The organism is Acinetobacter sp. YH12072 (assembly GCF_013419565.1).
Lineage (GTDB): Bacteria > Pseudomonadota > Gammaproteobacteria > Pseudomonadales > Moraxellaceae > Acinetobacter.
The window spans coordinates 45,952-66,603 of record NZ_VOZV01000009.1 but is presented as its reverse complement, the minus strand read 5'-3'; the positions used below and the strand labels follow the sequence as shown (position 1 = coordinate 66,603).

General features: G+C 42.7%; 15 protein-coding genes. 8 read left to right on the top strand and 7 right to left on the bottom strand.

Annotated elements, in window-relative coordinates; genetic code table 11:
• Nucleotides 1-522 precede the first annotated feature (522 nt).
• On the top strand, nt 523-741 hold the full coding sequence (locus tag FTU19_RS05560) for a hypothetical protein (RefSeq protein WP_004786100.1): 219 nt from the start codon (nt 523-525) through the stop codon (nt 739-741).
• A gap of 37 nt (nt 742-778) precedes the next feature.
• Here FTU19_RS05560 and FTU19_RS05555 read toward each other — a convergent pair whose 3' ends face one another.
• Both FTU19_RS05555 and FTU19_RS05550 read right to left on the bottom strand, forming a co-directional pair.
• Nucleotides 779-1,504, bottom strand: coding sequence for a UDP-2,3-diacylglucosamine diphosphatase (locus FTU19_RS05555; RefSeq protein ID WP_180130346.1), 726 nt, complete (start codon nt 1,502-1,504; stop codon nt 779-781).
• A gap of 119 nt (nt 1,505-1,623) precedes the next feature.
• On the bottom strand, nt 1,624-2,133 hold the full coding sequence (locus FTU19_RS05550; RefSeq protein WP_004786097.1) for a peptidylprolyl isomerase: 510 nt from the start codon (nt 2,131-2,133) through the stop codon (nt 1,624-1,626).
• Nucleotides 2,134-2,563: 430 nt separating this feature from the next.
• Between FTU19_RS05550 and FTU19_RS05545 the strand changes: the two genes are divergently transcribed.
• Nucleotides 2,564-4,291 carry a glutamine--tRNA ligase/YqeY domain fusion protein gene (locus FTU19_RS05545; RefSeq protein WP_180130344.1) on the top strand — a complete coding sequence of 576 codons (1,728 nt, stop codon included), beginning with the start codon at nt 2,564-2,566 and terminating at the stop codon, nt 4,289-4,291.
• 66 nt (nt 4,292-4,357) lie between these two features.
• Nucleotides 4,358-5,269 carry a bestrophin family protein gene (locus FTU19_RS05540; RefSeq protein ID WP_166136623.1) on the top strand — a complete coding sequence of 304 codons (912 nt, stop codon included), beginning with the start codon at nt 4,358-4,360 and terminating at the stop codon, nt 5,267-5,269.
• Between the two features lie 117 nt (nt 5,270-5,386).
• Here FTU19_RS05540 and FTU19_RS05535 read toward each other — a convergent pair whose 3' ends face one another.
• The 4 genes from FTU19_RS05535 to putA all read right to left on the bottom strand — a co-directional run bounded on the left by FTU19_RS05535 (nt 5,387) and on the right by putA (nt 11,818).
• Nucleotides 5,387-5,950 carry a lecithin retinol acyltransferase family protein gene (locus tag FTU19_RS05535; protein WP_125278319.1) on the bottom strand — a complete coding sequence of 188 codons (564 nt, stop codon included), beginning with the start codon at nt 5,948-5,950 and terminating at the stop codon, nt 5,387-5,389.
• Between the two features lie 384 nt (nt 5,951-6,334).
• Nucleotides 6,335-6,559, bottom strand: a complete 225-nt coding sequence (locus FTU19_RS05530; protein ID WP_004786091.1) for a hypothetical protein — start codon at nt 6,557-6,559, stop codon at nt 6,335-6,337.
• Nucleotides 6,560-6,800: 241 nt separating this feature from the next.
• On the bottom strand, nt 6,801-7,883 hold the full coding sequence (gene trmA, locus FTU19_RS05525; protein WP_180130342.1) for a tRNA (uridine(54)-C5)-methyltransferase TrmA: 1,083 nt from the start codon (nt 7,881-7,883) through the stop codon (nt 6,801-6,803).
• A gap of 179 nt (nt 7,884-8,062) precedes the next feature.
• Nucleotides 8,063-11,818, bottom strand: a complete 3,756-nt coding sequence (gene putA, locus FTU19_RS05520) for a trifunctional transcriptional regulator/proline dehydrogenase/L-glutamate gamma-semialdehyde dehydrogenase (protein WP_180130340.1) — start codon at nt 11,816-11,818, stop codon at nt 8,063-8,065.
• A 118-nt stretch (nt 11,819-11,936) separates the two neighbouring features.
• Here putA and FTU19_RS05515 point away from each other — a divergent pair, with 118 nt between their 5' ends.
• Complete coding sequence (locus tag FTU19_RS05515; protein WP_180130338.1) at nt 11,937-12,434, top strand: Lrp/AsnC ligand binding domain-containing protein; 498 nt, start codon at nt 11,937-11,939, stop codon at nt 12,432-12,434.
• A gap of 54 nt (nt 12,435-12,488) precedes the next feature.
• Here the strand turns inward: FTU19_RS05515 and putP are convergent, their stop codons facing one another.
• Nucleotides 12,489-14,003 carry a sodium/proline symporter PutP gene (gene putP / locus FTU19_RS05510; protein ID WP_180130336.1) on the bottom strand — a complete coding sequence of 505 codons (1,515 nt, stop codon included), beginning with the start codon at nt 14,001-14,003 and terminating at the stop codon, nt 12,489-12,491.
• A gap of 414 nt (nt 14,004-14,417) precedes the next feature.
• On the opposite strand from putP, the gene aspA reads away from it, so the two are divergent.
• From aspA to FTU19_RS05490, 4 genes are all read left to right on the top strand, one after another.
• Nucleotides 14,418-15,866, top strand: coding sequence for an aspartate ammonia-lyase (gene aspA, locus FTU19_RS05505; protein WP_180130334.1), 1,449 nt, complete (start codon nt 14,418-14,420; stop codon nt 15,864-15,866).
• Between the two features lie 124 nt (nt 15,867-15,990).
• The gene (locus FTU19_RS05500) at nt 15,991-16,350 is read left to right on the top strand and encodes a hypothetical protein (protein ID WP_034702570.1); all 360 of its coding nucleotides are present in this window, start codon (nt 15,991-15,993) and stop codon (nt 16,348-16,350) included.
• A gap of 124 nt (nt 16,351-16,474) precedes the next feature.
• Entirely contained in the window at nt 16,475-19,936 is a 3,462-nt protein-coding gene (gene mfd, locus FTU19_RS05495) for a transcription-repair coupling factor (RefSeq protein ID WP_180130332.1), read from the top strand.
• Between the two features lie 226 nt (nt 19,937-20,162).
• The gene (locus FTU19_RS05490; protein WP_004786072.1) at nt 20,163-20,597 is read left to right on the top strand and encodes an HIT domain-containing protein; all 435 of its coding nucleotides are present in this window, start codon (nt 20,163-20,165) and stop codon (nt 20,595-20,597) included.
• Nucleotides 20,598-20,652 lie beyond the last annotated feature (55 nt).

Genomic DNA, 20,652 nt, shown 5'->3' with positions numbered 1-20,652 from the left:
AGATGGGTGGGATGGTAAAATGAAACCAGAAGAAATTGAAATATTTTTGAGCAGCAAAAACAGATCCATGAGCAAAAAAAGCAACAACGTTATCGTTTAGGGCAACGTATCTTATTCGTTTTCATGGTGATTTATACTTTGTCTACTGGATATCTGACAGTTGTAAACTTTCTTGATTCAGGTGATTTGATCTCTGGCTTTAGTATCATGATGTTGATCGGTGTGTTTTATATGTTGAAATACTTCTTTACTGGACATTTAGATATGCGAAAAAGCATCTGAAAAATACTACTCTTGACATATGTCATTACAATGTAATTTTGCTATTTGGTCAAAAAAGAGTTATAAGATAATTACTTTAAAGCGAATACTGTTTTCGCTGGTTTATTTTTAGCTGATTGTGATACACGAAAGACAGGTTTTCCTGTTAAAAAAACTCTAGCAAACCCAGAAATAAGATTTATTTTTAGTCTATAGCTCTCCTTGTTTAATCACAAAAAGCTCATATTATGAGTGAATATTTTGAAAAATTTAAATACATGGTCTATCGCGACCGCCATTAATGGTTGTGAAATTCAAGTCAAAGTTGTTCCAATGCAACGTCAGCAAAATACCATCAATGGTATGATTATGGTCAATGTGGGCAAGATGATTGAACTTGAAAACGGTGAACAATATCCATTTAATCTGGATGGTAAAAGTTTCTATACTGGTTTTAACCAGTTATACCGTTTAAGTTAAATAAAATATAAGAAGCAACTGTTCGCAGTTGCTTTTTTTATGAGTAATACCAGATTTTTAGCTGAATTTTATGAATATCAATATCAGAGCTATTGAGCTCTAAAATCTCAGCATAATCAGCTTTCCAATCTCCTAAAACAATTCTTTTTTTACCATTTACATCATGGATTGCAGCGCGGTGAGTATGTCCATGAATCAGCACATCTGCTTCTTTGAGTGCTGCTTCTACCGCAGATGGGTTTACATCCATAACCTCATAGCTTTTCAATTGCTGTGCTTCATGGCTTTTCTTGCGGAAACCATTAGCGAGTCTGGCACGGAAACTTAAAGGCATTTTTCTTAAAAAATCTAACATCCAAGGATGACGGATGATTTTTCTGAAACGTTGATAGGACACATCATCGGTACAGAGTGCATCGCCATGTTCGATCCGGTATCGGATCGAACCGATATTTAAACTGGTCATTTCAGGTAAAAGCTGTCCGGAAAATTGATCCAGAAAATCTTGGCCTAAGGCAAAGTCACGGTTACCGATGAGAAAATAGATCTGATTGCCGGCCTGGTTAAACTGTTTTAAAGCACTGACGATTTCATCCAGCCAGGGAGCAGTGTAGTCATCTCCAATCCAGGCATTGAACCAGTCGCCCAAAATATACAGTTGGGTATTTTTATGCTGATAAGCTGCCAATAAATCTAAAAACCCCCGAACGAGTCGAGGGTGATCAGGTGACAAATGTAAATCTGAGATAAACAGATAGGTCACAAATCTTTTCCTTATTTTTTAATCCCTCCCGACCTCCCTCTGCAAAAGAGATGAAAAAAACCATTTTTAAAAATGATGGTTCCCTCCTTTATTAAAGGAGGGTTAGGGAGGATTTAAAATTACTCAGAAATGATTTTTGCAGATTCGATCACAACGTTCTCTAGAGGAACGTCAGCGTGGTAGCCACGGTTACCAGTGCGAACGCCTTTGATTGCATCAACAACGTCCATGCCTTCAACTACTTTACCAAATACGGCATAACCCCAACCTTGAGCAGTTTTACCAGTGTGGTTAAGGAAAGAGTTGTTTTTCACGTTAATGAAGAACTGAGCAGAAGCAGAGTGAGGTGCTTGAGTACGTGCCATTGCAATGGTGCCTACATCGTTGCTTAAACCGTTGTCAGCTTCGTTTTCAATCGCATCACGTGTTGCTTTTTCTTTGAAGTTTTCATCCATGCCGCCGCCCTGGATCATGAAACCATCAATAACGCGGTGGAAAATTACGCCGTCATAAAAACCGTCACGTACATATTGCAAGAAGTTAGCTACTGTTTTAGGTGCTTTTTCAGCGTTTAATTCAAGAACAATACGACCTTTATTGGTGTTTAATTCGACTTGAGGAAAACTCATTGTGTAATCTCCTAATCATGGACTAATGCCATGGTTTTTTCTGAATGAAGGAAGCATAAGCAAACTACAATCGACAAGGCAAGCAAAAACATAATTTTCTTTGTTAAAAACATAAAAATCGTATCTTATTTATGCATTGATTTACAAAGTCATTTCTTCTAGATCATCCGTCTTCATAAAGCTTGTCTGACCCTAAGAGCATGCACTGATCTGCTGGCTCAGTCAAAAGCGGATATTTTACGATTTGGTAAGCTATTGTATTTTCCAATTTGAAAATGAACGAATTGAAATCAAATACCTAAGTTAACGGTTGAGAGATCATTCACCTATAGTTAAACTAAAGAACCTTTATTTAGTGAATACAGTTAGACCGCGTGAGCTACTGCATATTCATTAATCCCTTTTTAACTTTAGAAGTGAATGATTAATCATGAAGCCAAATGATGTTGTGACGTCTCTGCCCGACAACCCGACCCAAAATAAGAATGCAGTCGATTCAGCGCAGCAGCAGGAACAACAACCAGGCTTAGACTTTGTACGCCAGGTGATTACTGACGATCTAGCAGCTGGCCGTACCCAGCAAGTGGTCACCCGTTTCCCGCCTGAACCAAATGGTTATTTGCATATGGGTCATGTTAAAGCGATCTGCTTGAACTTCGGTATTGCTGAAGAATTTGGTGGCCTGTGCAACCTGCGTTTTGATGATACCAACCCCGATGCAGAAGAGCAGGAATATGTGGATGGTATTGCCAATGATGTAAAATGGCTAGGTTTCCAGTGGAATGGTGAACCACGCTATGCATCAAGTTATTTTGACCAGTTATATGCATGGGCAATTCAACTGATTGAACAGGGCGATGCCTATGTGGATCTGCAAACTCCGGAAGAGATCAAGCTGAACCGCGGTAACTTTGTAGAGCCAGGTAAAAACTCGCCACAACGCGATGCGACTGTGGAAGAAAACCTCGAGCGTTTCGAAAAAATGCGCACTGGTGAATATGCTGAAGGCGAAGCGGTATTGCGTGCCAAGATAGATATGAACTCGCCAAATGTGCATATGCGTGATCCGATCCTGTATCGTATTCTGCATTCTGCGCATCACCAAACTGGCGATAAATGGAAAATTTATCCAATGTACGACTATGCGCATCCATTATCAGATGCGATTGAAGGCATTACGCATTCACTTTGTACACTGGAATTCCAGGATCACCGTCCATTCTACGACTGGGTGGTGGAAAAAGTTAAATCGCCATCAGTTCCACGTCAATACGAATCTAGCCGTCTGAATGTTGATTACACCATCACGTCTAAACGTAAGCTGCGCAAGCTGGTTGAAGGCGGTTATGTTAACGGGTGGGATGATCCACGTATGCCGACTGTTGTCGGTATGCGCCGTCGTGGTTTCACGCCTGAAGGTCTGCGTGATTTCTGTAAGCGTGTAGGAGTATCTAAAGTCGATGGCAGTATCGTTGATGTAGCAATGCTTGAATATTGCATCCGTCAATCTTTAGAAAATACTGCAGCTCGCGGTATGGCAGTATTGAATCCACTGAAAGTGACTTTAACCAATTTGCCAGCGGATATGGATCTTACTCATTCACGTCATCCAAACGTAGATATGGGCGAACGTATTATTCCGCTCACTTCAGAAATCTATATCGACCATAAAGACTTTGAAGAAGAGCCACCTAAAGGCTTCAAACGCCTAATTCCGGGCGGTGAAGTGCGTCTTCGTCATGCTTATGTCATCAAATGTGATGAAGTGATTAAAGATGCGAACGGTGAAGTGGTTGAATTGAAATGCTCAATCGATCCTGAAACTTTAGGTAAAAATCCTGAAGGCCGTAAAGTAAAAGGTGTAGTTCACTGGGTATCTGCAACCAAAGGTATTCCTGCCGAAGTTCGCATTTACGATCGTCTGTTCACTGAATCTGATCCAGAAACTGGGGATGACTTCCTGGCGAATCTGAACCCTGAATCATTGAAAGTGGTTCAAGCAGTTATTGAGCCTGCGCTGGCTGAGGCAAAACCGGAAGATCGTTTCCAGTTTGAACGTGAAGGCTATTTCGTAGCGGATCAATATGATCATTCAAGCGACAAACCAGTGTTCAACCGTATTCTAGATTTGAAAGACAGCTTTAAACCTGGCAAATAATTTAAGCGAAATCCCTAAAAAGCCCAACTCCGGTTGGGCTTTTTCAATCGTGGCAGGAAAGAATGAATGATTGTTCGTGATAAAAGTAATAGCTTTAGTCTGCTGTTTGCATGGCATGGCACAATTTTGCCTAAAGTTCTGCCTGCCTTGGGGCTGGTAATTTTTCTTTCAGGCTTGCTGGTCTATCTGCGTCAGGCGCATTTTTTTAGCTTTCCTGCAGTGCCGGCCATAGGCTTTACCATCTTCGGGGTGATTCTGTCGATTTTTCTCAGCTTTCGTAACACCGCCTGTTATGACCGTTGGTGGGAAGGGCGCAAGCTGTGGGGAGCGCTGATTGCTACGACACGTCATTTATGCCGTGATAGCTATGTCCTTGATGATCAGTCACGTGAAATCCTGTTGTATCGAATGATGCTGTTTACTCATTTATTACGTGACCGTTTGAGACAGAAGCAGCAAAGTATTCAGCATTACCAGGCCCACACTAATTTTGAAGTTGCTGCATTTGATCAATTGCCCACGCATATCAATGCATCACAATGGGTACTGGAACAAATCCAGAAAGATTTGGTTCTGCTCTATAAACAAGGCAAGATTACAGACATTATTTATAACAATCTGAATCAGCATACAGTGGCTTTAGGCGATATACAGGCGGGTTGTGACCGGATCCTGTCGACGCCGTTACCATTTTCCTATTCGGTGCTGTTGCATCGTGCTGTTTATTCTTTCTGTTTTATCCTGCCATTTAGTCTGGAAGCCAGTCTTGGTTTATGGACTCCGATTCTAGTCGGCCTGATTGCCTATATGCTGTTAGGGTTAGATGAACTGAGTGCGGAACTGGAAGAGCCTTTTGGATTTCAGGATAATGATCTGCCTTTAGACTCTATTGTAAGATTGATCGAACGTGAAACCCTGAGTTCTTTAGGACAAGAATTACCTGAAGCGATTAAAGCTAAAAAAGCTTATTTAACTTAGGTTTAAACTGATTTTATTGAAAAGCTAATCATTAAATAAATTAAATGAAAATCATCTTATTTTTAAATTATTTTTGAGTGGCTGGCTTAAAAATTTTAAAAGCAAGAAACTATGACCCTAGCGATGTTTTAAATGATTGCCAAGATCTGGGCTATTGTTTTTAACCTGCTCATGTAGCTCACGATATTGCTCTAAACGTTGTTTGGCCTTGTCACGTAGCTTTTTCTTGATATAGAGAGCTAGAGCGAAACAGGTGGTCGTCAAGGTCAGGAAAAGGCTATTCATAAAGCTCATCATGGAGCTGATATAACCGATCGTCGTCAGGCGATTCATCATCTGAATGACTTGTGGGCTGCTTTCTACACCAGTGATTGCCCAGGTACAGAGATGCTCACAATTATTAATAATCAGGTGATAGTTATTTTCATGCATTCTGGAACGCATACGGCGAACCACTTTACGGCCTTTATATTTTGCTGAAGCATAATACTGGATCTGAATCGGTTTGCCATTGCTGAATTTCTCAATTGAGGTGATTTCAATTGGATGCTTCTTAAATAAATGTGCAAAACCAGAATAGTGGATGACACGACCACGCCCGGCATAAATCCCGTGATGAGTATAACCGAAATGTTTAACCATAAGATGCGCACCTATGGGAAACCGTTTAGTTCGCTGCATGTAAAGATTAAGCCATTTAATAACAAGTGTATTTTAAACAGCAAGTGTACTGTTTTTTTGTGAATTAATCGATGTTTTAGGGTTCAATTCTATCCAGAATTCGTTGTCTAGACAGTCATCTTTAAATTTTTCGAACTTTATAAATGCTGTATGTGCACTGATTGAGGCAGATCTAAAATTATAATGTCTAAATAGTCTAAGCAAATATGATATGCAAAGTCATTTATCTGCATTGAAGAGAAATGAAGATATAGAAACCCAAGTTCAGATAGAAAGATTAGGTTCCATCTGATTAAGAGGAAATAAGGGTTGGCAAAAATCCAAATGATAGATATAAAAAAAGCATTTGCGTATGCAAATGCTTTTTATCAAGACCTAAGCTGCTTATTGCAGCGGCAGGTGTTGAAGTTCATTGAGTTCTTTACGGCTATAACCGCGAGAAGCTAGAACTTTTTTGATTCCGATAATGATATCTTCATCAGTTGCTTTAGACAGTGCTTCAAGGAGCTGTTCATTTGTCTTGCAAGAGCAATCATTTTCAACACAAGCAATCTGGTTCTTGTGTTCATTTTGTTGTTCATCTGAAAACAACTTCTGCCAGAAACTCATAGAGCCTTCATACACAACCTAACATAGGGTGAAATATATCCAATTTAATAAATAAAGCAATAGGACCTATGTGATAAAAGCAGCAGTCAGTATTTCAAATTTTCGATTGCAGAAGACATTTTGAACGATATTATTTGATTGAAACAAGATAATTCATGCATAAGTTACTAATTTTATGTATAAAAATGGAGCTAACAAAAGCTCCATTTATGTAACAAAAAAATAAATTGAAACAATATTTTTAGCGTTTTTCCAGCAGTACGCCTGACTCTACATGGTGGGTATAAGGGAACTGGTCGAACAGGGCAAACTTGGTAATTTTATGGGTTTGGGAAAGTTGTTTCAGATTGTCGTGTAATGTGTCCGAATTGCAAGAAATGTAGATGATTCGTTCAAAGCGCTGTAGCAGTTTCAGTGTTTCATCATCGATCCCTGCACGTGGGGGATCGACGAATACCGTATCGAAGTCATAAGTTGACAGGTCAATATTGGCTTCCTGCAGACGGCGGAAAGTACGATCACCATTAAAGGCTTGTGTAAATTCTTCCGCAGACAAACGTGCTACCTGAATATTGTCGATACCGTTCTGCTCGATATTCCATTCAGCCGCATACACAGATGACTTGGCCAATTCAGTTGCCAATGCACGACGGAAACGGGTAGACAATGGCAGGGTAAAGTTACCATTGCCACAATACAGCTCTAACAGGTCTTTGTCAGATTGCTGCGCGGCATTACATGCCCATTCCAGCATTTTCTGGCAGACTTGCGCATTTGGTTGAGTAAAGCTGCTTTCGATCTGTTTGTACTGATATTTACGGTCAAATACAGTGAGTTCTTCTACGACAAACTCATCGCTCAAGACAAATTTCTGGCCACGGCTACGACCAATCAGCTTGATCTTCAATTTTTCAGCCAGTGCTTTAGCTGCAGGTTCCCAGCTTTCATCCAGCTTGCGGTGATAGATCAGGGAAACCAGTACTTCACCTTTGAGTGTTGCCAGGAAATGCACTTCAAATAGGCGGTGGCCCAGAGTTGCATCGGCTTTGAAGGCTTCTAGCAATTGCGGCATTAAGTCATTAATACTGCGGTCAGCCACAGGGAACTCATCAATACGGATCACTTTCTTGTTATTGTTTTGATCACGTTCAAACATGGCATAGAACAGGTCATCTTCAGTATGCCAGATCCGGAATTCAGCACGCATGCGATAGTACTGTTCAGGCGACTCAAATACTTCAAGGGCAGGTGGTTGATATTCGGCAAATTGCGCGCTAATGCGTTCAACTTTGGCATCCAGTTGTTGCTGATAAGATGAGGTCATATGCAGTAAAAAATCGCAAATATTTTGAAAGCCAAGATGGTAGCAAAAATTTGCTGTTCTGACTAAGCCTATTCCCGGAAATAGGCTGGAAAAGCAATTAAAAAAAGGCCAAATCTGCAAAGGGGAGAGATTTGGCCGTAAGAGGAAAGGAATTAAAATAATCTCAGTACTAAAGCTTTTTACAGGTCTGACATGGTCATGAGGCTGGCATTGCCACCTGCAGCTGCGGTATTGATACTGATTGCACGTTCAATTACGAAACGTTCGACTGGAATATCATAATTTCCAGAGCTTAAATGCGTGATACCTACAATTGATCCTTGTCGTCTTGCGATACGTTGCTGCAAATCCATCAATGCAGAGGTCTCGCCATGATGCAGTACAGCCTCAAAATCACCTGATTCAATATCCTTGATGACTTTAATGGCTTTCACCACACTCGCGGGCATACTTTGCAGATACTTGAGTATAAAAGTATTGTCTGCCAGTACAGCCGGGCGGCTACCGACCGATAAAATTGCCAAGATTTGCTGAATCTGATCTACATCATTGTCTGCTAGAGAGAGCACACTCTCACGCGGCAAGATCATGTACTGATTCTCTTCACCCGTTGGACCTTGCAGGCTAAAGCTATGTCCCGTTGCAATCTGAGCTGGAGCATTCAACGAAATGCTTGAGAAAGTCTTGTTTACCCAAGTCTTAAAGTCCTGTATTACTGGATTTCCAAATGGTGCCTGAGCAGACTGCATTGCATAAGGCTGAGCCAGTTTCTTCTCAGACACCTGATGCATTAAACGGTAGATATAAAGTGGACCACCGGCTTTCGGACCAGTCCCAGACAGACCTTCACCACCGAAGGGTTGTACACCCACCACAGCACCGACAATATTGCGGTTGATATACAAGTTCCCGACATGCGCTTTTGAAATTACAGTCTGCATGGTTTCATCGATTCGGGTATGTAGTCCCATGGTCAGGCCATAACCTTTGCTGTTGATCTGATCCAGAAGTTGTGGCAGCTCACCGGCTTTATAGCTAATCAGATGCAGCACTGGACCAAAGACTTCACGCTCAAGATCATTTAAATTCGGTAGTTCAATTAAGGTCGGTTGAATAAACGTCCCTTGAGCCAGATCAGCAGCATCTTGATTAAACATCAGCTGATGAACTTCATGACCTTTACTGCGCATCTGATCAATATGTTTCTGGATATTCTGCTGGGCTTCGGCATCAATCACCGGTCCGATATCCGTTTTGAGTAGAACTGGATTACCGACTCGCAATTGCTGCATGGCACCTTTCAACATATTACGCACAGTATCTAGATTGTCTTCCTGCACACAGAGTACACGCAGGGCAGAACAGCGTTGACCGGCACTATCAAAGGCTGAGTTAACTACATCCAGTACAACCTGTTCGGTGAGTGCTGATGAATCTACGATCATGGCATTTTGACCGCCAGTTTCGGCAATTAAAGTGACGCTTTCGCCAAACTGATTCAGGCGTGCTGCGACAGTTTTTTGCAGAATCTTCGCTACTTCGGTTGAACCGGTAAACATGATGCCCTGGATGCGTGAATCTTGGCTGAGTTGAGCGCCAATGGTTTCACCACGACCCGGTAATAATTGCAGTACATCTTGTGGAATACCCGCTTCCCAGAGAATCTGCACAGCTTGAGCGGCAATCAACGGAGTCTGTTCAGCAGGCTTGGCAATGACCGTATTGCCAGCAACCAATGCTGCAGAAATTTGACCGCTAAAAATCGCTAAAGGGAAGTTCCAAGGACTAATGCAGAGTACGGTTCCTAAAGGCTGAATATGGACATCATTGGACAGGTCCAGCATCTGGCCAGCATAGTAGCGTAGGAAGTCAATCGCTTCACGGACTTCAGAAATTGCATTGGTATAAGTTTTACCGGCTTCACGAGACAGTAGAACCATCAGTGGTAACAGACGTTCCTGCATCAGGTCAGCGGCTTTATTGAGACAGGCTGCACGTTCATCCTTCGGCAGATTACTCCAAAAACTTTGTGCATTCACTGCCTGAGTCAGGGCAATTTCTGTCTGTTCAGTGGTGGCTTCATAGACAGTACCAACAACGTCCTGATGCTGTGCTGGATTGATAATCTGTACTGGATGACTACTATCGATTTCTGAGAAAGCAGTACCCATTGCAGCAGCCTGGAATTGGCTATTCGCCAAGTCAGTTGCAACTTCATTTAAGGCTTGCAGGTCTGCGTCATTGGCCAGATCCAAACCAGACGAATTTGATCGTAAAGTACCATATAAATCTTTTGGATAAGGGATTTGCGGATGTTTAGCACCTAAGGCATTTTCCTGTTGAGCTGCTTTTAAAATGGTTTGACGCGGATTCTCAATCAGGTCTTCGACTTTTAAATTCTTGTCGGCAATGCGATTCACGAAAGAGGTATTCGCGCCATTTTCCAGTAGTCGACGCACCAGATAGGCCAGTAGGGTTTCATGGTTGCCGACTGGGGCATAGATCCGGCATGGAACACCGAGTTTTCCAGCAGCTTTGTCACCCACCACATTTTCGTATAGTGGTTCACCCATGCCATGCAGACACTGGAATTCATATTGACCAGCATAATAACGTTCTGGATTAGCGAGCTGATAAATCGTGGCAACGGTCTGCGCATTATGTGTCGCAAATTGCGGGTAAATATAGTCCGGTTCTGCTAGCAGTTTACGTGCGCAGGCAATATAGGATAGGTCAGTATGTACTTTACGGGTAAACACCGGATAATCCGACATACCTTCGATCTGGGCTTTCTTGATCTCGCTATCCCAATACGCACCTTTCACCAGACGAATCATCAGGCGTTTCTGGCTGCGTTTAGCCAGATCAATGATGTAATCCACGACATAGAAGCAGCGTTTCTGGTAGGCCTGAATCACAAAACCAATGCCTTTCCAGTTATTGAGTTCAGGTTCAAAACAAAGACGTTCTAAAAGCTCTAAGGAAATTTCCAGACGCTCAGTTTCTTCGGCATCAATATTCAGGCCGATATTATAGTTTTTCGCCAGAACTGCCAGATTCAGAACTTTGCTATACAGTTCATCATTGACGCGGTCCATTTGCGAGCGCTGATAACGTGGATGCAGTGCAGACAGTTTGATGGAAATACCGGGACCGTTATAAACATCCTTATCTGTTGATGCCTTGCCGATAGCATGAATGGCGTCTTGATAGTCCTGATAATAACGCTCCGCATCTGGATCGGTCAGCGCTGCTTCACCAAGCATGTCATAAGAATATTGGAAACCTTTATCTTCTAGTCGTTCTGCATTTTTCAGGGCTTCATCAATGGTTTCGCCAGTGACAAACTGCTCACCCATCATGCGCATCGCGACATCAACTGCTTTACGGATAATGCCACGGCCACTACGTGCCAAAAGACCGGTTAATAAACTCGACAAGCTTTTCTGCTGTGGTGTTTCCATCAGCTTTCCAGTGAGCATCAAACCCCAGGCTGCAGCATTCACGAACATCAGTTGGCTTTGGCCGAGATGTTCTTTCCAGTTGCCCTGATTGATCTTGTCGCGGATCAGCAGGTCACGGGTTGCTGTATCTGGAATACGCAGTAAGGCTTCTGCCAGACACATCAAGGCAATCCCTTCCTGAGAAGAGAGCGAAAATTCCTGAAGCAATCCTTGTACGATACCGGCTTTACCACCAGAGCCTTTACGCTCGCGTAGGGAATGTGCCAGATCAAAAGCCAGGCACTGAATTTTATCTGTCAGTTCTGAAGAAATTTCACTATGTTCCAGCAGCGTTTCCATGCACTCGGACTCGGCACGTCGCCATGCGGTATTGATGCGCTGTTCATATTGGTTTTTATCCTTAAATTCAGCAATGTAATTCGATTGCTTCACTGCATTCGAGTGCGAATTCGGGCGTATTGTGGTGGACATAGTGACTTCCTGTACTGCGTCAATCGGTTCTTTGAGTTGAATGAGTTTTAATCTATAATCCCAAAATAATTGACGAATATCTCACTATAGTTTGTATCATTTTTAGAGAATAATTCTAATGAATAGCCCATATTTAAGCCTTGACCGAATAGATATTCGCATCCTTGATTTGCTGCAGTCTGAATCGAAAATTTCCAATATTAAACTGGCAGAGATGGTGAATCTTTCACCAACTGCGGTACTGGCGCGTGCGCAAAAACTGACTAAGGAGGGATTTATTCTCGGTTATGAAGCGCGACTTAATCCAATTATGCTGAATAACGGTTTTGTGGTCTTTGTCGAAATTCTGCTGGATAAAACCACACCGAATGTGTTGGAAGAATTTTCCGAAGCCGTGCAGCATATTCCGGATATTGTGGAATGTCATATGATTAGTGGAGGCTTTGATTTTGTGGTGAAAATTCGCTGTGCCAATATGGATGAATTCCGCAAAATCTCCGGTGATATTTTGTGGCAATTACCGGGGGTAAAAGAAACCCGTAGTTATCCAGTCATGGAAGTGATCAAGGAAACCCAGCAGATCAAGCTGAAAATGCCGGCTAAAGCTAAGGTATAAATTCAGACGAAATAAAAGGGACATAAAGTCCCTTTTTAATTTGAAATAGAAAAATTATTTATTCATTTCAGCCATTTCTTTCTGATATTCGGTTTTTGCCAGTTCAAAACGATTGACGACATCGTGACTTGGCGCTTTATCCAACAGACTCACAATTACAATGCTCAGCACTGCCAGAATAAAGCCCGGGATAATCTCGTACAGACCGGTATCACCCATATAATTTTTCCAAGCAATTACGGTTACAGCACCGACAACCATTCCGACAATGGCGCCGTTGAGGGTCATACGTTTCCAGAACAGTGAGAAAATGATCAAAGGACCAAAGGCAGCGCCAAAGCCAGCCCAGGCATAAGCCACCAGACCCAGAACTTTACTGTTTGGATTGATGGCCAATGAAATTGCAATCAAGGCAATCACAATCACCATGCCACGACCGACCCAGATCAGTTCTTTTTGCGAAGCATTTTTACGTAGGAAACCCTTATATAAATCTTCAGTCAGGGTGGTCGAGCAAACCAGTAACTGACAGCTCAATGTACTCATAATCGCAGCCAGAATTGCCGCTAATATGATGCCTGCAATCCAAGGGTTAAACAGGATTTTGGTCAATTCCATAAACACGGTTTCAGGATTCTGGTTGACGATTGCAGCAGCAGGAAGGTCAGGATTTGCTGCAAAATAAGCAATCCCGATATAGCCCGCCGACATTGCACCCACCAGACACAGAATCATCCAGGTCATGCCGATCCGGCGTGCATTAGGAATAGTTTTGACCGAATCTGCCGCCATAAAGCGCACCAGAATATGTGGCTGACCAAAATAGCCTAAGCCCCAAGCCAAGCTAGAAATAATCGCGACAAAACTTAGGCCTTCCAGCATATTGGATGCATGTGGACGGGCAGTTTCCAGTAGGGTGCCCACCTGTTGAGCGTTATCACCCAATGCCAGATAGGTAATGATGGGTGTAATAAGCAACGCAAAGATCATTAAGCCAGCCTGAAAGGTATCGGTCCAACTGATTGCCAGGAAGCCGCCAATACACACATACAGAATCGTGGCCACTGCACCGAGCCAAAGTGCTGTCGTGTAATCCCAGCCAAACAGGCTTTCGAACAGACGCGCACCTGCGACCATGCCGGAAGCACAGTAAATTGCAAAGAACACCAGAATCACAATGGCTGATAGTAAGCGTAAGATTCGTTTCTTATCCGCAAAACGGCTGGTGAAATAATCAGGCAGGGTCAGAGCATTGTTCTGAAATTCAGTATGGGCACGCAGACGGCCAGCTACCAGTAACCAGTTCAGCCAGGCGCCAATAATCAGGCCAATCGCAATCCAGACTTCTGACAGACCGGAAAAATAGATGGCTCCGGGTAAGCCCATCAGCAGCCAGCCACTCATGTCGGATGCACCTGCGGAAAGCGCAGTCACTACACTGCCCAGACTTCGCCCACCCAGAATATATTCATCAAAATTGGACGTCGCACGATAGGCATATAAACCGATCCCAATCATGGCGACGATATAAAACATAAAAGTAATCAGTGTTGGGTTAAGCGAGCTCATAGGCAGAGTATCCTTAAATTTTGAACATCATCATCCGGGATGATTTTTTGAACTGCGTTTACAGGGCAGTGATTCAAACACGGTTTAAAAATTACACTCTGTAACATTTGATCAGCTTTTATGTATATTTTGTGTAAATTAAGAATTTTCTCATAAAAATGCAGAATTAGTAGAGGGTTGTAAAATGCAAAGTTACACACGGTTTTGAAAAAAAATAGGTAATTTTAATAAACAGTTAAATTCATTGAACTTTTGTATTTTAATTACACAATTTTACAAAAATAACAACAATCTCGAATTAGACATATTTTGTTTCAAATCCTGCTTAAATCACTTCTATTTGTTTTTAGGGCCTCTCTTCATAGTGAATGAATGCCATTCTGAATGGTGCATCATTGCTAAGAGTAATATGACATGGACAATATGTTGCAAATAGAATCAAGTCGAATTGAACAGGATTTATTGGGGAAAAAACAAATTCCCCAGCACAGCTATTATGGTATTCATACCTTGCGTGCGATTGAGAATTTTCAGATCTCAGGTCTGGCAGTAGGTCAGCAAGCACACTTTATTCGCGCATTGGCGCAAGTTAAAAAAGCAGCAGCACAAACGAATTTACATTTTCAGAAAATATCAGAACAACAAAGTACTGCTATTCAACAAGCCTGTGATGAATTGATTCATCAACCTCAGGACTGGCAGGAGGCATTTCCGCTTGATCCTTATCAGGGTGGAGCCGGTACTTCTATTAATATGAATGCGAATGAGGTTATTGCAAATCGGGCGCTAGAATTACTCGGGCATCGTAAAGGCGATTACCATATCCTGCATCCAAATGATCATGTGAATACTTCGCAATCGACTAATGATGTCTATCCCACGGCACTACGTCTAGCGACTTATACACGTCTGGATGAACTGCTTCATGTACAAAAATCGTTGATTGATACTTTATATAGCAAGGCATCAGAGTTTCAGTTTGTGATCAAGATGGGGCGTACCCAGTTACAGGATGCAGTTCCAATGACACTGGAACAGGAATTCCGTGCTTTCGCGACTCTATTAAAGGAAGACCTGAAGCTGATTGAGCAAATGCGTCAGTTATTGCTGGAAGTGAATTTAGGTGCGACCGCCATTGGAACCGGCGTGAATACTCCAGATGGTTATGCCAAACATGCAGTACACACTTTAGCGAAAATTACTGGCCTACCTTTAAAAGGCGCGGAAGATTATGTCGAAGCGACCAGCGATTGTGGCGTGTTTATTATTCTGTCCAGTAGTCTGAAACGTCTGGCTGTTAAGTTGTCCAAAATCTGTAATGACTTGCGTCTTTTAAGTTCTGGCCCGCGTACCGGTCTAGCGGAAATCCGTTTGCCAGAATTACAGGCGGGTTCTTCTATCATGCCAGCTAAGGTCAATCCGGTTATTCCAGAAGTAGTCAATCAGATTGCATTTCGTGTGATTGGTAATGACCTGACTGTGACAATGGCAGCAGAAGCAGGGCAATTACAGCTTAATGTTATGGAGCCGGTCATTGCAGTATCCTTAAATGAATCCATCCAATTATTAACTCAAGGTATGCAGACCCTACAACAAAAATGTATTGCCGGGATTCAGGCCAATGAACAGAACTGTTTAAATGCAGTGATGCGCAGTATCGGGATTATCACCTTACTGGAACCACTTTTAGGTCATGCCACTTGTGATGAAATTGGCAAGCAATGTATTCGTGAAAATAAAACTGTACCCGAAGTGGTGCTGGAACTGGGTTTGTTAAGTGAAATTCAGCTGGATGAAATTTTTGCCTTTGAAAATCTGGTTTCAGAAGTCCCAATGATGAATCAATGGGAACAGGTATCCTGAAAGTTTAAGGATGAGCCGAATATAGATTCGTGCTGATTTTAACCATTTGCCTCAAATCCCGTCTGTGGGTTTGGGGCATTTTCATCTAGACTATATCGATGACACAATGAATTGAGTGCATAGCATGTTTGATAAAATCAGCAACTTATTTAAATCAAATAAACCTGATCCGGCTCAGATTTTTCTGGAAGAGAATCATATCCAATATGTAGAAGGGATCGGCTATATTGTGGATGGGATTAATTTAAATGAGGAGCTGGGCGAGCGGCTGGAATATTTGTCTAACCGACGCATGAAAACTTTTGATGATTTAAAAGCGCTATATTCAACTGCAATGATCATTAATGAAAAAATTGATCTGGAAATTGCCAATCAGCGTTTTAATGCAAGATTAGGAAATACTGAAGAAAACCTGCTGCAATTCAAAGCAATTGTGAAAAAGTTGAATGACTATTATCGTAACTTTTTACGTGATAAAAAATAACTGAATCATAGGCTGATTTTATCCTATGCAGTCAATCTGTAACGACTGCATAAAAATAACGAAATAGCACCAGATCATCGTGATAGTATAAGCTTCATGTTGTTTAGACTTTAAAGCTATATACATGTTCCAACAAGAAATTTCCCAACTTAATTTACCCAAGCTCAAGGCAGGCGAGAAACGCTGGTTAGGCAATCTGCAAGGCTCGTCTACTGCATTATTGCTGAAAGAAATTATCAAGCAGCAGCAATCGCGCCTATTTGTCATTGTTGCGCGTAATAACCAGCATTTGGGTCAACTGGAAAGTGAACTGGAATTTTATGGGATTAAACCGACCATATTTCCAGACTGGGAAATTTTGCCTTATGACCGTCTGTCACCGCATCAGGATATCGTCTCTGAACGTCTGGCAATTTTATCTAATATGCCCCAAAGCGGCGTATTGTTGCTGGCAGCTTCTACATTGGCACAGCGTGTTGCACCTACTTCATGGGTGCTGGGTGAACACTTCGATATTCGAGTCGGGCAAAAGCTGGATCTGGAACAGCAAAAGAAAAAACTGATTCAGGCTGGTTATCATCTGGTCGATACCGTTTATGACCATGGCGAATTTGCAGTTCGCGGTAGCATTATCGATATATATGCTTCAGGTCAAGATGCACCGATCCGGATTGACCTGTTCGATGATGAAATTGAAACCCTGAAATTTTTTGATCCGGAAACGCAACGTACTACGCAAACTCTAGAACAATTTACCGTATTACCTGCACAAGAATTTCCACTGAAGGAGGGTCGTGCTACTTTCCGTGACCGTTATGCAGAATTTTTCCCCACAGCTAATCCAAAGAAAAATCCAATTTATCAGGATGTAATGGATGGCATTGCTTCACCGGGAATTGAGTTCTACCTGCCTTTATTCTTTAGTCATGAAGCGATGCAAGGGCAAAGTACCTTAATTTCATACTTACCAAAGAATGGCATTGTCATTACAGATAAGGCGTTGGAGCAGAGTTTAGAACAGTTCTGGCAGGACGTAACTCGCCGTTATGAAGATCGCCGCCATAATATTGATCAGCCGATTCTGCCGCCTGAAGCACTGTTCTGTCCGACCAATCAGCTTTTAGAACAGCTAAATCAGTTTAGTCGCATCATTGCGGCACAAGAAGCTTTTGATGAGAAAGCCGGCGTGATTAATCTGGATACCCAGTTACCACCACGCTTGCCTGTTGATCCAAAACGTGAAAAGCCCTTTACCGAAGTCAAAAAATATATTGATGCGGCCGATCATCCGGTTTTACTGGTTGCTGAAAGTGCCGGTCGTCGTGAAACCTTAAAAGATGCGCTGCGCCCAAGTCTGGGCGATATTCCGACCGTAGAAAACTTTGATGCTTTTGTCGATTCTCTGCATGCGATTGCGATTACCAGTGCACCATTGGAACGTGGTCTTGTTCTGACAAATCGGATCAGTGTGATCTCGGAAAATCAGCTTTACGAACATCGTGTGGTCCAACGTCGTCGCAAGCGTCAGCAGGAAGTATCAGAAGAATTCCTGATCCGCAGTCTGACCGAGCTAAGCATTGGTGCACCAGTGGTACACATTGATTATGGTGTCGGACGTTATGCAGGCTTAATTACTTTAAGTATCGATGATCAGGACCATGAATTTCTGCAACTGGACTATGCTGAAGGTGCCAAAGTCTATGTGCCGGTGACTAACCTGCATCTGATCAGCCGCTATAGTGGTGGCGATCCAGATCTGGCACCTTTACATAAACTGGGTACAGATGCTTGGAATAAAGCCAAACGTAAGGCTTTGGAACAGATTCATGATGTCGCAGCCGAGTTATTACATATTCAGGCACGTCGTTCTTCTAAGCCGGGCATCAGTTTTGAGGTTGATCAAAGTCTGTATATGCAGTTTGCTAGCGGCTTTGCCTATGAAGAAACACCAGATCAGGCCAATGCGATTGAAGCCACGCTATATGATATGCAACTGGCCAAACCAATGGACCGACTGGTCTGTGGTGATGTTGGCTTTGGTAAGACTGAAGTCGCCATGCGGGCAGCCTTTGTCGCGGTACAAAATAATCGCCAGGTTGCGGTATTAGTACCCACTACTTTGCTGGCACAGCAGCATTATGAATCTTTTAAAGACCGTTTTGCGGATTGGCCAGTACGCATTGAAGTGCTTTCCCGTTTCGGTTCTTCTAAAGCGCATACCAAAACGATTGAAGACCTAGCAGATGGCAAAGTCGATATTGTCATCGGCACCCATAAGCTTTTACAGGAAAATGTCCAGTTCCATAATCTGGGGCTGATGATTGTTGATGAAGAACATCGTTTCGGGGTGCGTGATAAAGAACGTATTAAGGCCTTGCGTGCCGATGTGGATATGCTGACTCTTACCGCAACACCAATTCCACGTACCTTGAATATGGCCTTTAGCGGAATGCGTGATCTGTCGATTATCGCGACTCCACCAGCACGCCGTCTGGCTGTAAAAACTTTTGTGCAGGAACATACCAGCGACACCATTCGAGAGGCGATTCTGCGTGAATTACTGCGTGGTGGTCAGGTCTATTTCCTGCATAATGAAGTCGATACCATTGACCGTGCTGCAGAAAATATCCGGAATCTGGTGCCTGAAGCGCGTGTCATTGTGGCACATGGTCAGATGCGAGAACGTGAGCTTGAGCAGGTGATGCAGCAGTTCTATCACAAGGAATACAATGTTTTGGTGTGCTCGACTATTATCGAGACCGGGATTGATGTGCCGAATGCCAATACCATTATTATTGAGCGTGCAGACAAGCTCGGTCTTGCACAGTTACACCAGTTGCGTGGCCGGGTTGGGCGTTCGCATCACCAGGCCTATGCCTATCTGTTAGTGCCATCCTTAAAAGCCTTGAAAGGCGATGCAGAAAAACGGCTGGAAGCGATTCAGCGTGCCTCTACGCTGGGCGCAGGCTTTATGCTCGCCACTGAAGATCTGGAAATTCGCGGTGCAGGTGAACTTTTAGGCGAGCAGCAAAGTGGTTCGATGCAGGCGATCGGTTATAGCCTGTATATGGAAATGCTGGAAAAGGCGACTAAAGCGATTCAAAAAGGTAAAACGCCGAATTTTGATGCGCCATTGTCTTTAACTGCGGAAATCAACCTGCATATGCCAGCCTTGATTCCGGACGATTATCTGGGTGATGTACATCAGCGCTTGCTGTTCTATAAACGCATCAGTAATACCGATACTCAGGAAAAACTCGATAATATCCGTATGGAACTGATTGACCGTTTTGGCATTCCGCCGCAACCGGTGAAACAGTTATTTGCTGTGCATCAGCTACGTCTTAAAGCTGAGCAGCTGGGCATTACCAAAATTGACATTGGTGGGCAGGGTGGCCATATCGAATTTGCACCAGATACGCCAGTTCAGGCTATGAGTATTATCCAGATGATGCAGAAACATCCGACATATTTCAGGATGGAAGGCGGCCAGCGATTAAAAGTGATGGTGATGCTGGAAGATTATCAAAAACGAATCCAGTTCATCAGCGATTTACTGGATAGCCTATTAAAAGAGCTAAATTAATATTTTTAGATTTCATGGAATATGAATATTCACGCTATATTTCATTTTTATAAATATAGTGTGAATATCAGCTTGTTTTCATATGAAATTATTTAAGCTAATAGTTTGCCGTTTTGTCCTTCACAATTCATACAAAATTGCCCTAAAGCGCCCGCTTACAATACTCAGTCGCAATTGTATATGGTAGTATTAGCCATCATTCTAATTTTGCATCATTTATAAAGATATGTTTAGTTTGCATCCACAACTTGCTCAAGATACGTTTTTTGTAGGCGACTTTCCTTTATCAACATGTCGTTTGATGAATGATATGCAATTTCCGTGGTTGATTCTGGTTCCGCGTGTACCAGGCATTACCGAATTATATGAATTGAGCCAAGCTGACCAAGAGCAGTTCTTACGTGAATCAAGCTGGTTATCGAGCCAGTTAGCGCGTGTATTCCGTGCCGACAAAATGAATGTCGCAGCTTTGGGCAATATGGTGCCGCAACTGCATTTTCATCATGTGGTTCGTTATCAAAATGATGTGGCATGGCCTAAGCCGGTATGGGGCACTCCAGCAGTTCCTTATAGCAGTGAAGTATTGGCACATATGCGTCAAACCTTGATGCTGGCTTTACGCGGTCAAGGGGATATGCCATTTGACTGGCGTATGGACTAAGCGTTGACATACATTTTATGGTCCATTCAGGATTTTGGACTTTAAGAGAGTAATT